At 64.5% G+C, this 15,755-nt stretch carries 8 protein-coding genes and 1 pseudogene; all 9 read right to left on the bottom strand.

Annotation, left to right across the window (positions count from 1 at the left end; translation table 11 throughout):
* Positions 1 to 16: 16 nt before the first annotated feature.
* Positions 17 to 553: pseudogene (locus tag KRAD_RS27530) on the bottom strand (IS3 family transposase); the annotation flags it as partial.
* Entirely contained in the window at positions 442 to 873 is a 432-nt protein-coding gene (locus KRAD_RS27525) for an IS3 family transposase (RefSeq protein ID WP_275263064.1), read from the bottom strand. The pseudogene KRAD_RS27530 and the gene KRAD_RS27525, both read right to left, overlap by 112 nt.
* A 586-nt stretch (positions 874 to 1,459) precedes the next feature.
* Entirely contained in the window at positions 1,460 to 3,631 is a 2,172-nt protein-coding gene (gene dpdD / locus KRAD_RS11880; protein ID WP_012085851.1) for a protein DpdD, read from the bottom strand.
* Positions 3,631 to 4,149, bottom strand: coding sequence for a phospholipase D-like domain-containing protein DpdK (gene dpdK, locus KRAD_RS11875; RefSeq protein WP_012085850.1), 519 nt, complete (start codon positions 4,147 to 4,149; stop codon positions 3,631 to 3,633). The genes dpdD and dpdK overlap by 1 nt, the downstream gene beginning before the upstream one ends.
* Positions 4,146 to 8,615, bottom strand: coding sequence for a protein DpdJ (dpdJ, locus tag KRAD_RS11870; protein WP_012085849.1), 4,470 nt, complete (start codon positions 8,613 to 8,615; stop codon positions 4,146 to 4,148). The genes dpdK and dpdJ overlap by 4 nt, the downstream gene beginning before the upstream one ends.
* Positions 8,612 to 9,307 carry a hypothetical protein gene (locus KRAD_RS11865; protein ID WP_012085848.1) on the bottom strand — a complete coding sequence of 232 codons (696 nt, stop codon included), beginning with the start codon at positions 9,305 to 9,307 and terminating at the stop codon, positions 8,612 to 8,614. The genes dpdJ and KRAD_RS11865 overlap by 4 nt, the downstream gene beginning before the upstream one ends.
* Complete coding sequence (gene dpdH / locus KRAD_RS26020; RefSeq protein ID WP_157873580.1) at positions 9,300 to 12,365, bottom strand: protein DpdH; 3,066 nt, start codon at positions 12,363 to 12,365, stop codon at positions 9,300 to 9,302. Before dpdH ends, KRAD_RS11865 begins: the two co-directional genes overlap by 8 nt.
* Positions 12,362 to 13,246: a protein DpdG gene (gene dpdG / locus KRAD_RS11845; RefSeq protein ID WP_157873579.1), complete on the bottom strand. Its 885-nt coding sequence runs from the start codon at positions 13,244 to 13,246 to the stop codon at positions 12,362 to 12,364. Before dpdG ends, dpdH begins: the two co-directional genes overlap by 4 nt.
* Positions 13,243 to 15,726 (bottom strand): protein DpdF, encoded by a 2,484-nt coding sequence (dpdF, locus tag KRAD_RS11840; protein WP_162145142.1) that lies wholly within the window; start codon positions 15,724 to 15,726, stop codon positions 13,243 to 13,245. The genes dpdG and dpdF overlap by 4 nt, the downstream gene beginning before the upstream one ends.
* Positions 15,727 to 15,755: the final 29 nt, after the last annotated feature.

Here is a 15,755-nt window from a genome sequence, read left to right as displayed (position 1 = left end):
CACTGCGGTGTGAAGATCAAGTGGGGGCGGCCGCCTTGTAGCGTAGTTCATGCTCAACCGGGCTGACGTAGTCGAGCCGGGAGTGGCGACGCTGGCGGTTGTAGAAGATCTCGATGTAGTCGAAGATCGCGTTCGCCAACTCGATGCGGGTTCGCCACTTCTTCCGGTTCAGCAGCTCGATCTGCATGCTGGACCAGAACGATCCCATCATCGCGTTGTCACAACCGTCGCCGATGGTTCCGAACGACGGCATCAACCTCGCAGCCCGGATCTTGTTGGTGAAGGCCCACGACGTGAATTGAACTCCGTGATCCGCATGCACAATACCGCCGGCCGGTGGGTTGCGGTTCTTGATGGCCATGTCGAGGGCGTTGACGACGAGGTTGGAGACTTGGGCGGTGTCGATGGCCCAGCCCACGATCCGGCGCGAGAACGTGTCCATCACCGCGCAGCAGTACACCTTGCCCTCCCGGGTGGGATGCTCGGTGATGTCGGTGACCCACAACTCGTTGGGTGACAGCCGATGAAACTTGCGGTACACCAGTCGTCCGCGATGGCAATGCCGCTGAGGCGTTTGACCTTCGCCGGCCCGGGAAGTCCAGCGATCCCAGCCAGACTCATCAGCACCGCGACGAGACGCTCACTGACTTGCACGCCCATCGCCTGGGTGAGCACAGCGTGGACGCGACGGGAACCGTAGGTCTGGCGGGAGGCGGTGTAAACCTCTCGGATCAGCCCGGTGAGCCATTCCCGGCGGATCGTCCGCGGCGCGATGGGACGGTGCTTGTAGCGGTAGTAGCCAGGGCTACTGACGCCCAGCAGGCGGCAGGAGAGCTTGACCGGGTGCCCAGCGTCGACGAGGACGTCGATCACCGGGTGAATCCTTTTGGGTGGGGTCGATCCTCCCCGAGCAGGTGAGCGGCCTGTCGTAGAATCTCCACTTCGACTTCGAGTTGATGGATGCGCTTCTTGGCTTGGGTCAGCTCCGCGCTTTCGGGGCTCTTCAACCCGTTGCGTTCACCGCGGTCGATCTGGTCTTGACGAACCTACTTGTGCAGCGCGCCCGCGCTGATGACGAGCTCGATGGCCGCAGTCGTGACGGGTTTGCCCGCCCGGACGAGGGCCACAGCCCTGGCTCGGAACTCGGTGGGAACGGTCTGGGCATGATCAGAGCCTCTCAGGAAAAGCTCGATCTTCACAGGAGGTGAGGTAATCAGAGGGTGGGGCACGTCAGGTTGTCACCGATCAGTGCAGCAGACCCCTCCTTGTTTCCAGGTCGTGTACTGAAGCCCGCAGCATGAGCACGCAGTGTGGATGCACGCGCCTCGACACCTAGCCCTGTGCTGCTAGGGCAGAGGGTGCCGCGGGTGTTGCGGCGCCGGGTCAACGTCGCTGGGCTCACGGCGAGGTCACAGTGGGGTCAGGCCCTGCGCTGAAGCGCAGCAGACCCGACCACTGCTCACTCCTCGGACAGCCTCAGCAGTGCCTCAGTGGCAGCGCGCAGCATCGATCCTGACCCGGCGCCACTGGGATAGACGATCGATCCGGTCTTGTGCCGCTGCAGGAAGTCCGTCGCCGCGTGGCTAGCGCGCGTTGTAGCAACGACCAGCACGTCGCAAGCCCTGGCTTGGTCCCGCAGTTGGCTCGTGCCGGCCAGGTGACTGCTGGTGTGCACGGTCACACGCGGAAAGAGGAAAGACAGGGCCTGTTCTGCACGTTGCAGTACGTGCTCCTGCAGGCTGTACAACAGGACGGTCGCTGTGATCTGCGCCGACGCGTCGGCAACGTTTGCTACGTCTGCCTGAGGCAGTGGCCAACTGAGGGCGCAGTCAACCTCATCGCTGAGTGCTGAAGCAAGGACGAGTTGGGCTGGGCTGAGGCGCACGGCGAAGGACCGCAGTCGCGTCAACAACTCCCCACATGTGGCCACGCGTGCACTAGGTGCGATGTTTGGACCGGCGAGGATGACGTCAATGAGGTCCAGAACGGTGTCTGCCGTGCGCACCTGCACCCAGCGTGCGCTGGTCTCGCTGAGCATGCCGAGGGTGTCACCGTAGGTGGCACCCTCCGGAGATGCAGCGAGAAAGCGCTGCAAGGCCACGGCCAACGCTGACAGCGTGGCGGCGGTGTACTCCTCCGAGAATATGAGCAACTGCAATACACCGCCACTGGTCCGTGGCGCCTCACCGGCTTCCACGCTCTGCAAGAGCAGGGGGATTACGTCCAGGGTCTGAGTCAGCCCAGGTCCAGACAGCGAGTTCGCTTCCAGGATCGCGGCAATGGTGTCGTCGTCGGCGCCCGGACTGGGCCAACCGTCGATGACCTCCTCCAAGGCCGTGAGCATCCCGGCTGTCATGGAACCGGCGGCCGCCAGGCGCAGCAGGTCCGCCCAAGCCTGCGGTTGACCATTGAGGCCGGCCACCTGGCGCAGATGTCGCTGCCACGACTCTTGAAGCCAGCCAGGCACTGCGATGCTCGTGAGATAGTCCTCACCTTGCTGAGTGAATTCCGCAGCGAGCCCGAGACTGCACTGCGCATCATCCAAGTTGAGTGCACACATCACCGCGAGGCGGTCCCGCTCAGGTCCACGCGGCAAGACCTGGATCTTGTCCCACGCCTCGGCGTAGCGGGCAGCGTTCAGCAATGCCGGAACATCCGGTTCGACTGCCGGTGCGGTTGCCGGGGCGGGACTGGTCGCAGCAGGCGGTATGTCTTCGGCGAGGGCGCGCAGCCACGGGTCATCCCGCCAAAGCTCTTCGTTGGGAGCCTGCGCTTGGTTGGGGTAGAGGCGGTTGAGGACCAGCAGCGTACTGAGTGCTTCCCGCGGCCCGGTGACGTCTCCCCCGCTCTGTAGGGCGCTTAAGTGCGGGTGTCGCTGCAGCGCTTGGCGGGCCCAGGCGGTGTCCTGGTGGGCTTCTGCGTCGCCCAGATACCGCTCATGGACTGCTGCCAGCAGGACCTGGCGCACCCCGCGAGGTAGCCGCATCCGCAAAACGTCATCGAACTCGGGTAGGTCCAGAGTGCGCTCACGCGCCCCGAGAGCATTGAGTCGGCGAATCTTGAGGTAGGTGATGTTGGCCGTGTCCAGTGACCCCGAGTCGATGAGCCGCTGAAGGTAGCGTGCAGAGAGAGCCTCGTCACCGGCGGCGAGGGACAGGCGGAAGTCGCGCAGAAGTCGCCCTACCGGGGTGGGGGTGTCTGCTTCGCGCCAGGGTCGCCGAAGCCACGTCGCGCGCAGCAGTGCGGCGGCTTGCCATGCCGCCTCCCAGGCTGCTGTCGGCACCGTGAGTCGCCAGGTGGTGTGCGTCCCGAGTCGCTGCAGGGCGCTTTCCAGGGGGTCGTGGGCGTTGAGTCGCGTCGGGACCGGGTCAAAATTGCTATAGCTGGGGCCCACGAATGCGGTGAGTGCCTCCTGAAGTTGCCGCGCTTGAGCCGCGTTGAAAGCCGTGGCGTACATGAGGCGCCCGGCGGCTTGCAGTCGGGGCAGAAATAGAGGTTGATTCGGGATCGCGTCGAGGTCCAGCAGGAAGGGCCGCATTCGCGTGTAGCGCGGGTCGGTCTCCCACGAGCTAGGGAGCGTGAAGTCGTTGCCGGGGCCGAACCACGTTGTCATGAATTGGGCGGTGTCCATCAGGCGATCCCCCAGCGGGCACGGAATGCGAGGCGCGCCTCGGCGATGGCTGACGCTGACGTGTCCAGTCTCACGAGCTCGTCGAGCAACTGCACGCCACTATAAGTGACGTTCATCGAGCCGCTCAGGATGAAACTGTCGGCAAGAAGTCCTTTCTCGTGCAGGACTTCGGAAGTGCGCAGGTTCAAGGAAGCGCCGGAGGGGGCGGCAGCGCGCAGACGCTTCACGAAACGGGTGTTGTGGTCATCGGGACGCAACTCGACGTAGACCGCGCATCCCCGCACCGTGAGGGCGCCGAGGATTTCACTCAGCAGGATGTCGCGCGCACCCCAGTCAGGCTGGAGGCCGCTGAAGCCGAGGTCAGCGTTGTCGATGACAGCAATGTCACTGATCCATGGGCTGATCAGCCACAGTTCGTCGCTGGGTTGCAGAAGTTCTGCGACGAAGAGGGATTGCATCAGCGCGCGTAGATCATCGGTGGTGCGGTTGTGCCCGCGCCGGATCGTGCGTGCCCTCACTGCTCGGCCTCCCTCAGTTCCAGTCGCGCGGTGAAGTGGCCACCACTGCGGCGCAGGGCGTGCAGGACGGGGTGTAGGAGCATGTAGCCGCTGTCCAACGGGTCGACGCTGAGGTGCAGCAGTGCCGCCTTCAACACTGCGACCTTATCCACGGGCGCGGTCAGGTCGACCAGGCCTTGCTCTACCACGGCATCTTGCACGCGTTGCCGCCAGTCCGCCTCCGTGACGGACACCTCGGCCACCGTCTCGCTGAACAGTGCGGCGGTGAGATGGCGGTTCAGTGGCAGGACGCGATCGACATAGGGGGCATAGATGGCCAGGTCACGGTGGAAGACCTCACTTCCGCGCGGCCAGAGGCTGGCGTAGATATGGTCTGGTGTGGAAAACACGTCGGTGATGTCGGGCAGTGCCCGGCCGGCGATGAGGGACCACGCCCGCGCGTCGATGTCCATGCCCAACTGCTGGCTGACCCGGCTCCACCCTTGCGCGAGACGGTGCAGGGCGTCATCGAAGCGTGGCGTCGTGCCCGGTCGTAGCAGGCGGATGGCGATAGCGGCCAGCACGGGGTGGGTGGTGGCATAGCCGGCGATGGTGAGGGCTTGATGTAGCCGGTCCAGGTGTGCTCGGGTGTCGTGCGCCGAGGTAGCGGTGCGGACTGCCCGGACGGCGAGGGCGAGTGCGCCGTCGGGGTCCCCGCTGAGGTCGGCGACGAGGCGGCTCAACTCGTGATCAAGCGTCTCGTACTCCCCCGCTTCTAGGGCGTTGAGGGTGAGGCGCCAAAAGCGTCGGGGGTTGCGGGCGTACTCGGCGGTTATCGCTTCGATGATGCCTGCGCCACCGACCGTGGCTTCCGTCAGCCAGATTGTTGATTCTTCCTCGTCGTCGACAACGTCAAGCACGAGGTCATTGTCTTGGGCGTTGCTTACGATCAGTAGACACGTCCGTTGCAGGGCGGCACCCAGGGTGCGGGCGAAGACCTGCTGTGCGAAACGCGCGTCCGCTGGTCCAGGGTCGGCATGGAGGGCCTGCGCATGTTGCAGCAGCGCGTCACGCACCGTGGTGGATGTCAGGGCCGCTCGCAAGCGGCCGTGAAGGTCGCGGATTTCCGACGCGTCACTGTTCGGTTCGTCGTGGGCTCCGTCTGCTTTGGCGTCAGTTGTTGGCGCCTCGGCGCCTGCCACCTGGCCGGCGGCGGCGAGGAGGTCCGCCTCGCTGACGCGGTCTAAGGCGGTGGCGATGCTGATGTCCTCATCCACTGCTCGAGTCAGGAGCGCCACTTCGAGGGTGAGGGCCAGCCAGGGGCGGGTGAACTCATCAGCTAAGGAGTCCAGCGAGGTGTCGGCGGCGATGAGGTGGCGCACGCGTGCGGAGCGCCACGCTGGGGTGCGCAGGTGAGGTGAGGCAAGCAGTGCCTGCGGCGAGGGCAGTCTTACGCTCACACGGAGTCCGTCTACGTCAAGGGCGAAGCCCAGTGCGGCGGGGTCACCGTGACGGTCGATGTAGGTGATGCTGGTGCTGTTCGGCGCGGGGTCCGCGGTGCGGGCGCCGGATGAGCGCAGGCGGGCGCGGGTGCCTGGGGTGAAGCGGCGCACCTCTAGAGGGCGGCGGTTCGCGTGCGTGTGGATGCTGAGCGCACGGATGTGCGCAGACCATGGTTGAGGTACTGGGGTGGTCGTGATTTCACCATCGCCGGCGACGATCTGGCTGCACCACAGGGGGCGACTGTTGGAGGACTCCGCCAGGGTCCGCGGTGGCTGCTCCAGTTGAATGAGGTAGGGGCGGACCACCCGGCGCTGATCACCGCTGGTGTCGTCTCGCCACGTCCCTTCCACGCTGCCGGACTTGACGAAGTCGCCCAGTGGCAACTGCACATCACTAGCGTCGGTGGGGATGGGCACCCAGGTGGTCTGGGCGCTGGAACGTACGGCGAACCGCTTGCTGATGCGACCTGGTGCCGCTTCGCGAAGCGCTTGGAGGATCGGCATGCGTGTCTCCACGGTGCCGCGGTAGCTGTCGGGCAACAACAGTTGCACTTCGGGCAGGTTCAACTCCGCGAACAAGGCCGGTGGCACGAACTCGACAGCGAAGGTCTTCGCCTCACCGCCTGGGTCCTCCCCGACGGGCCGCCACAGGGTACGCAGGCGCCGCAGCAGCGTGGGCACCACCGCAGTCATCAAGGCTCGGGGTGGATCCCACAGCAGGTTCTGCACCTCGTCGGCGTCGATGCGCAGGGCGCGGCGCAGGTACTCGGCCAAGGCGTCCTGAGTGACCGTGTCGGTGAGGACACTGTTGAGAAGCTCCGCCACACGGTCGCGGAGGTCTTGCTCCTCGCGTCGGTCGTTCTTGGTCAGGACCCGCCCCGCGTCCTCACGCCACTGCACCTGCCGTGTCAGCCAGTCCTTGAGGGCAAGAGTTGCTTGCATCCGCAAGACGTAGCGGTTGCCGACAGGCAGTGCCCGGGGCAGCAATTCGGGGTCGAAGAGCTGGTCATAGGCCTGATACGTCAAGCGGTCACGTCCGAAGTCGCTGAGCACGACCGCAGTCAGGGGGCGGACGTCGCGGGTACGTCCGGCACGCCCACGTCGCTGGAGGAACTGCGCGGCGTCACGGGGGGACTTGTGCTGTAGGACCAACCCCACCCGCGGGTCGTTAAAGCCCACGTCGAGCGACGCTGTGGCCACGACGAGGTCGGCGCCGGCGGCGACTCCTGGATCCTGCGATGACGTTTTACTGATCTTGAGGCCGCGGGCGGGGAACATTCCGGGCAGTGCGTGCCCGATGCGTTCCGGCAGCGTCCAGACCTGCCCGTCGACGTCTCGTGAGCTACACGCGGGCAGGCGGGGCGAGCGGAGGTTGGCCAGCACCTTCTGCGCGCCACTGCGGCGCTTGGACATCCATCCCTCCCCTTCTGCGTCCCTCAGGTCGTGAAAGAGGCGGTTGGTGACATCGAGGTCGTCAGTAAAGAGGAAGCCTTTGCTGCCGTGAATGGTGTTTGCGGTATGAGGTGGGTCCAAGACACGGCCGAGAAGCATGGAGGTCTGGATGGTCGTTGAGAGCAGACTCGCTCCTGAGGTGGCGTCACCTCGGATGACCAGCTGGTATTGCCTGCCTTCGTCGACCAAGTCAACTTCTGCCGGTTCGATCAAGGTGACGTCGGCCTCAGAAATGCCGACGAGTCGCGCCATGAACGTGTCCGCGTCGCGCAGTGTGGCGCTCAAGCCGACCACGGTGACCGCTTGGCCGATCGCGTGGCGCCACCTGCGCAAAAGGAGTGCGACCTGCGCACCGTGGACCCCCTCGTAGGTGTGAACCTCATCGAGCAGGAGCAGGCGCGGACGTGCAGTGCCGGGGCGGAAGCCGAGCAGGCGCCCCAGGCTGGGGTGGGAGGAGGCGCGGTTGAGCATTTCGGTGGTGGTGAAGAGCACATCTGGCGCCTGGGCGATCATGGATTGTCGTGTCAGCGCCAACACATCACCAGGAATAGTCCTCGCGCACCCGCGGCAAACGAGTCGTTCCCGGGGCGGCGTCGCTGAGCGATCGCTGTCCAGCCACACGAGGTCTGACTGGCAGTGTGGACATACCGCATAAGGGCAGCGTCGCCCATCGCCCACGTGAGGCCACGCCTCCTGGTGCCAACTGGCGGACTCCAGCGAGGATGCTGCCCATGGGGTGTCGCCGTAGAGGGTGGCGATACGCAGTGGGCGGTGCCCATGCTGGGCCAGTTGCTCACTGATGACCAGCGCACTGGCCAGTGCCTCGCCGACCTGATCCTTCAGCAGTTCGGTTCGCGGATAGATTGCAAGCGTCTGCACGCCCTCCCCCGCTGTGAGACGTTCACTCATCCACGCGAAGGCTGGCAGGTAAAACGCGAGGGTCTTACCACTGCCGGTGCCGGCGGCTACGATGACGGCTTCCGTGCGACTGCTGAGCAGGGCACTGCGGATGGCGGTAGATGCATCGAGTTGGAAGCGGGCTAGTCGCTGCTCTGGTCGCACAAAGGCCGAGACCGCTACCTGCGCGGCATCAGTGAGTGGCTGCACGGCCTCCAGGGCCTGCTGAGCGTTCGAGCCGGGCAGATCTCGGCGGGGATAACGTCGCGGCTGCACGTTCAACCGGAAGTCAGACACCAACGAGCGGCCGCGCAACCACCACTGGCCATTGCCCTCGCCGAGCAGTTGCCGCAGGTGGGCGGTCAATCGCAGCGTCTCAGCCAGCCGGGAACGCCAGCGATCTGGGCTGACCTGCACCAGCAGACCGCGCTCCTCCAGCAGCTGCAGGACCTCGTCGGCGTCGATGTCGTCCATATCGCCGTCGCCGGCCTCAGAAAGTCCGACTTCGAGGGCACGTAGCACCTCGGAGGTGTCCAGGGCGCCCTCGACGTAGCCCCACGTCAGCAAGGGCAACTCCACGTCCTCGACGCTGCTGAGGAGAGCTCCGAGAGTTGCGGCCGAGAGGCTCTCGCTCACGAGGCGCTCCACCGGACCTGGAGGTGCGCTGCATAGCCACGCTCCTTCAAGTCACGCAGATCCTGCTCACTCAGTTCGTTCAGTGATAGCCCGCCACTGTCAATGCTGCGCACGACCTGCCGTAGACCGGCGGGCAGTTCGCTCACACGCGCCGCTGTCAGGCGCTGTGTGACGTCGTCGATGAGTTCGTTGAACCAGCGAACAGCTACAGCACTGGAAGGCGCGGTGGCGGCGGCGGCGCTGATGTCCCGTAGCGCTGGTCCCAGCGCCCGGCGCTCCCCTAGCGGCAGCAAGCCTGCCGACGTTATTCCGGCCCGATCAATTTGAGACTGTGCATGCACCTGCCAGGCTTCGTCAAGGGAGACGCTGAGCCGTGTCGTGAAACTGCTCAGGGCGTTGCGGACAGCGATGAAGAGGTCGTCGGGTGTCTCGCCGCCGACTGTAACCGTCTCACTCAGCGCTGTGAAAGCAGTCTGCAGGACGTCACAGGGGGGAAGCGGAGTCACTGAGACGTTGCCGTCGCGGTAGACCCGCCATCTCTGGACGACGTCGCTCGCCCGAGTGAGCGCGTCCGACAATTCTTGAGTCCGGCGCCGCAGTCGCTCAGCGTCCTGCATCGCCAACCGGTGCGCCCGCACCGCTCGGCAAGCATCCGCCACGTCAGATGCGCGCTGCAGCAACGTCTCAGGCATCGGTCACTCCCCATTCCTGCACCGCACTTTGAGCCTGGATCAGGACTTGTTGTAGCCGATCGATAGGACTTTCCGGCACGGTGCTCAAGTCACGCTGCGCTCGTTTGGCGAGGGTGTCCAAGCGCTTGTCGGTGTCTCTCAGGAACTCCATCATGACAGCGGCGTTGGGGCCTCGATCAGCACTGACCGCGAGGAACATGCGCAGCGGGTCCGCGGCGTTGGCAGGGTCGGCGCCTGCGGCCAGCATCGTTCTCGCGTGATCACGCGAAGCCGACCACGGGAAGTTGCGAGCCCTTAACAACTCCTGGCGGAGTTGCTCAGAATCAACCGAGAGTACCCCGGGGATCGCCTGCTGGGCCGTCTCGAACGCCTCGGCTACAGCTGCGAGCACAGCGTTGGGGTCGGCGTCACCGAGGTGTCCCTCGACCTCATTGGCCACCTCCCACGCCAGCCCCCACTGATCCTGGATTGCACGATCCAGTCCCTTGGTGAGAACTTTGTGGGCCTTACCCAGCCACTCAGGCGCGTCGGCGTGCGGTGTTGGTCGCAGTGCCTTGCGAGCCTTGTCGATAAGCGGCAGCAACTGGAGGGCATCGATCAATTGCTCCTCTCCAGCCCCCTGGGCCACCCCCACGATTTCGCGCAACTGCGCAATAACGTCCCCTCGCGTCGCGGCGTGCTGGCGTGCGAGGGTTGTATAAGACGGCGCGCGAAGTAGTTCGTCGTCGTGCAGACGCGCGTCCGGTCTCGCCTTGACGTTGGCGGCATCGAAGAGGCACGTCACCAGTGCTTCGGCGTTGGCGCTTCGGTTGCCTTCCAGATTCAACAGTCGCGCGCCGATGAGGGAAATGTCCACCGCTGCCTGCAGGGTGTCAGGCTGGTGGAGTCCCAGATGGGCACGGATCGCATTCACCATCTGAGCGCCCCAGGTCTCCAGGAGGCGCGTGAAGCGGCGTTGCTGCTCTGCTCCACCTGAAAAGTTCCACGTGCCGAGCCTCTTTCGATCAAGAAGCGCCTTAAACAAGGTGGCATTGGCGGGTCCCCTCAGAAGCACCACCGTCGCAGTCGTCGGGGGGTCCAAGGTGCGGTCTCCGAAGGCTCCTTCGATGATCACGCCGAGACCAAATGGGTGCTTGAGCACTGCGCGTCGCACCGGCATGGTCGGCGTCGCCAATCCGAGGTCACCCCAGTTGACGTGCGCAACGATCGCTTCGCGGATTGTCTGCCGCAACTCGTTCGCTACCGATTGGTGCAGCAGTTCGCCGCGATGCCAGGCGTCAACGACGCGCGCCTTGCTCGCTGCAGGATCCCGAATGGGGTCGGGGTCGTCGGGGTCTGGGTCGGGGTCTGGAGTGCGGCCACGAAGCGCCTCAAGAGCCTCGGCGCTAAGGGGCGCGAGGCGAAAGGCGTGATGAATTCCGTCATTGAGGTTGGCCGCGTCGCCACCTCCCCAGAACTCCAGAAGGGGGATCCGGCGCTCATGGAGCGCATCGTGACGCGTCAGGTAGTCCGCCTGTTCGGCAGTGAGGCTTCCTTGCCGATCGGTAGGGAAATCGCTGCGGAACGTCATCGACGGAAATGCGCCGTTTGCAACATCTTGGTCATAGTTGTCGAGGACGTGTCGCACGACTCGTGACAGGATGCGGCGGGGATTAAACCGTGCACTTTCGCGCGGCATGGACAGGTGCACCGCTCGGGTCAGTGCCGCGGCGTTGTATGGGTACAGTCCGAAGTCGTCGTTGGAGGTGCCGAATGCGTCATGGCAGGGCGCCTTGAATTTGCAGGAAGTGCAGGCGTTGGGTAGTGTGCCGTTGTTGTCGCGAGCAGTGCGCAATGCTTGCGCGCCAAGCCGCGCCGCGTTGAGGTAACGACCTACGAAGTCGATAACATGCTGGTGATCGACACTGTGACCCCGGCCCACGCTGACATCGAGGGTGTAGGAATGCGGGACGCTTGCCGTCGCGCGAGTCTTGAACGTTTCAGGGACATTGTCTTTGTAGTAGCCGGGAGTTACGGCGAGCAGTGTTCGCACGGTGGCCAACTCCTGCTGGCCTTCTCGCACGCCGGTCTCGCTGATGGCGTCGAGAAGATCCCCTTGCACGCCTTGAATAACGGCGAAGTCTTCAATCAGGAGCAGAATTTCCTGACCCCGACGGTGAAGTTCGCGGCGCACGTCGACCATCGCGCTTTGCAGTTGACCAGCGCCGAGATCCGCGAGTGCCTGGACAGCGTTTTCGAGGTTCGCATTCAGGATGTCAGCCGCAAGTTGCGGCAGCAAGGGGTGTCCCAGGAGTTGCTCGTAAATGCGTTGTGCGGCCGCACCCATGTCCTTCACGTTGACGCCGGTCGGGCGTAGATCGGTTGCGACGAAGCCGGCGGGTCGTTCAGACTCCCCTTCCCCGCGACCTCGCTGTAGTTCGGCTGCCACCCGATCCAAAATGCCACCCTCAACCAACAGGTGGCGCTGGTACTCGAAGTCGTTGAGCAGTGCCGGCAGGCCACGCTCGCTCACCAAAAGCTTCGCTAGGGGAACTTTTGCCGTCTCTGCCACTTGGGGTGTGTGGAACCGCACCGCCACGGCCAAGCGAGCGAGCAAGTCATGGGGAAGGCGTTGTTGGTCGAACTGGCCAGCGCTCTTGGCGACGCGGTTGCGGATGTCGTCGAAGGGATCGCCTTCTAAGTCCAGCAGCAGAGCACGTACCAGTCCGACGAGGTTCGTGCCCGTCTTCGGCAGGTAGACCACCCGCCGTTGCGGTGTCTCCGAGAGGTGCTCACGGACCCAGCGCACCAGGTGAGACTTGCCGGTCCCGGACTCACCGAGGATGGGCATGAGCACGACACCGCCTACAGGCTCTCGACTGGCGAAGTCGTTGAGGACGTCTTGCTCGTCAACGATGTCGCCACTGGCCTCGCGCTCCCAGGCAGTGCGGACCACACGCAACGGGCGATGAGTCGCCAGGAACACCGCAGGGTCGGCATGGACGGCTTCGGTCGCCACGGTCTCTGCGACGAAGGGGCGCTTCCAGCAGACGAAGCCGGGGAAGTCGGTGGCGGTCACATTACCTCCTGGAGGACTCGGACGTGGCTGACCGGTCGGTCTCGCTCGCCATCCGAGAGCGTGATCTTTCCGGCGTCGGACAAGGTCTGGAGCGCGAGGACACCGTCCTCCTCGGCGCGGAGGAGGGCGTGGCTGAAGACACGGTCGACTGCCCCGACAACCGCCCGGCGCCCAGGCGGCAAGTTCCACTCAGGACGCCAGTACTGCGCGAGGCGGCCACCATCTAAGACCGGCAGTTGCTCCTGAAGGTAGGTGAGCAGTTGATCTGCACGTACCTCTAAGAATGTTGCGGCCTGGATGGCACTCTTGACTGCCCGAGTCGCATCGGGAACGACACGTCCTGACGTTCCGTCGCCGATGGACTGCGTCTCTGCGAAGCCTAGCGCGAGAGCCCACCGAGTGAACGAGGCCCAAGGGTTGGAGTTGCCGATGGGGAAGCTTTGATATGCCTCACCCATGTCGTGAAACAGCAGTGGCTGGACGTTCTCCCAGCCTAGTGGCTCTCCGTGAGGATCTTGAGCGCACCACCAAGCGAGCGAGATGAGCAAGTCAGACTGAGGCGTAGATGCGGCATTTGATTCGTCGACGCCAGCGAACACGCGCTTGACGAGATCCCGGTAGAACGTGGACATATCTCCGACGTCCGGCGCGTCGGCGGCGAGTGTGACCTCGTCGCCCTCCAGTCGCGCGATGCCCAGATCGCGCAACGCTTTGAAGGAAGCGTCGAAGGTGTTGGCGCCCGTCCTGCGCAGCACGAGCGTTGACGGTTGAAGCAACCCCTTCAGCCTGCTCCGGTCATAAGGTTTTCCGTGTTCGCGCAGCGTCCGAGAAATGACGAACATGCCCTTGGGAAGGATGTTGGGCGGTTGAAGAAGCGTCATGTCATGTCCTTAGTGAGACGCATTTCGCTGATACACGGTCCGTTCAAATCCTGCCATGGTGTTCCCGGGCGCCCCGGCGCCGTGTTGTGCGACGGCGTGATGATCACGGTGTAGGGAAAGTGTGCTGCCCACGTGTCGAAATCGGGCCCTTCCTGGTGGGTGAAACCGAGAAGGATGACGGTGGGGACAAAGGGGTGCCAAGGGTTGGGTTCATCGTATGACTGCATGACTGGGGCGGGATTTGCGTGGCGTTGCAAACGCTGCCACGTCGAAACAGATCCAACATCGCCCAAGTCGATGATGTGGATGAACCCTAGTTCGATGAGACGCTCTACGATTTGCACGGCGCGACGTCGATAGTCAGCACCACGCTGCGTATCCACAACGACCGCGAGTCGCCCCGTGGGCATGAGCAGTCGAACCTGCGGTGACGGGCCTGACTGATTCTGCCACGCGATGACAGGAGGGGTCGGTGCCGCGGCGCTGGGAACTGCCCGTCGTTCTCGGCGGCACGTGGGGCACCCACGGCACGCGGTGGGTACGTGGGAGTACCCCCACGCTTCCTCGAAGGTGTAGTACTCGTGCAGCTCCTCGCCGCTACACCGATCACCAGACGCGAGCCTTCGCAGATGCCGCAGGCCGTGTCTGCTGGCTGCCAATGTGCGCGTACGTTCGGCTTCGAACGCCGTCCAGTCCAACTCCCGGTGGAAGTTGACGCGCAGGTATCGGTGAGGAACGACCTCGGTGTTGCCTTCTTGTCGTTCAGTGTACGTCTCCTCAGCAAGGAGGCTCAGTGCACCTGTCCGCACTAGCAGGGTCAGTAGACGAAGGTTCCACGCGCGGTTCTTCGGGCCCGACTCGACAACGTTGACCGGCCTCGCGTCAAGGTCGAGCCGCAGGCGGCCCTCTTCGGCAGTTGTGGAGGCCGCCAGGAGGGCCTCCCAGCGGCCCTGCGCGGTCGTCGCCAAGAGGATGGTGGGATCCGACAGTGACTCCGCGAGAAATGCATCTTGCGCAGCGGGAAGGTAGATGCTCATTGAGGGGGCGCCGTCACGCCCACCACGCCCGACCTCTTGATAGAAGCGATCTAGTGACTCCGGCTCGCAGGCGTGAATGACCGTGCGCACGTCAGGCATGTCGACGCCAAGGCCAAAGGCTGATGTGGCCACCACCACGTCGATGGTCGCGGGACTGTTCTCGCCTCGCCAGTCACGCACGACCTCCTGGCGTTCGATGGCACTGCTGCGTCCACTGACTCCAGCGTGGCGCGTTAACCCCCACGTTCTCAGCGCCTTGCGGACCTCATCCACCTGCTCCGGGGTCGACACGTACACCACGGCAGGGCGGGGCGTGTGCCATAGGACTTCTCGGAGGGCTGCCAGTCGTGACTCAGGATCGTTCCACCGGGTGAGGAAGTACTCCGGTTCTCCGCGCAGATTGGCGCTGCTGAGCAACTGGACGGGCTGCGCGTCGCCGAAAAGTTGTTGCAGCGTCTGAGCGGCGGCTGATGACAGGGTCCCGGTCATCAGAACGGTGACAGGACGCACATCGGGTTGAGACCGGGCAACGAGTGCGCGTTGCATGCCGACGAGTGCCTGGAAGTCGGGGCGGAAGTCCGCCCCCCACTGGTGCACCATGTGTGCTTCGTCGATGACCAGGTAACGCAGGTGCCCAGACTCTGCGGCGTCGAACAGTGCCGGCGCAAGGCCGGCTGAGAAGGCTTCGGGGGAGGTATAAAGGATGCGCTGCTCGCCTGTCCGAATGGCTTCTCGGATCGCCTGCTTATCGCTGTCTGTCATCTCTCCGAGGTAGGCATAGCGTCCCGATGGGGAGGGGCGGTGGCTAAGCTCGGCGATCGTGTCCTGAACGCGACGTTCTTGGTCGAGAGCTAGGACGACAGTGGGCACGATGACGATGGAGACCCCGACATGCCAAGACCTCAGCAGGGCGGGGGCCAGCGCCAGGGAAGTCTTACCCGTTCCGGTGGGAAGGTTGAGCAGCACAGTGCTGCCCGGCGGCGCGGTCACCACGGACCTAGCTGCCTGCCCTTGACCGGACGTGCGGTATGTCGAATGGCCGACCGTCTGAACCCAGAAGGTATCCGCTGGCACATCGGAGTCGGTCCGACGCTGGCTGGAGTCATGCTCCAGGTAAACCTCACGGAGGGGGTCTCCCCGCAGTGTGGAGGTCGGGTCACCGGGCACACTCCACGCGCGGCGCTGCAGCAGCCACCGCCCCTCGGTCAAGGGCGTGACGTCGATGCCTGCGTTGCTGAGGGTGTCTTGGTCGGGCAGGGCATCGCGGGGGGTGAGCCGCAAACCGAAGCCCGAGCCGCCTCGACTGTCCTCCCACCCCAAAACGTGACGCAGGAGGACGGCGAGGTCTGCCGGTGAGGCGTTGGCTGCTTCCAGCGCGTCGTGGAGGCGGCGATGGGGGCGGGGCAACGTGGGGCGGCAGTCGGCCAGGCCGTTACCGGCCAAAGCCGCTTCGGTGCACGCCCAGGCTCCGT

Origin of the sequence: Kineococcus radiotolerans SRS30216 = ATCC BAA-149 (assembly GCF_000017305.1) — a bacterium.
GTDB classification, from domain to species: Bacteria; Actinomycetota; Actinomycetes; order Actinomycetales; family Kineococcaceae; genus Kineococcus; species Kineococcus radiotolerans.
This window is presented reverse-complemented; position numbering and strand designations above follow the sequence as displayed.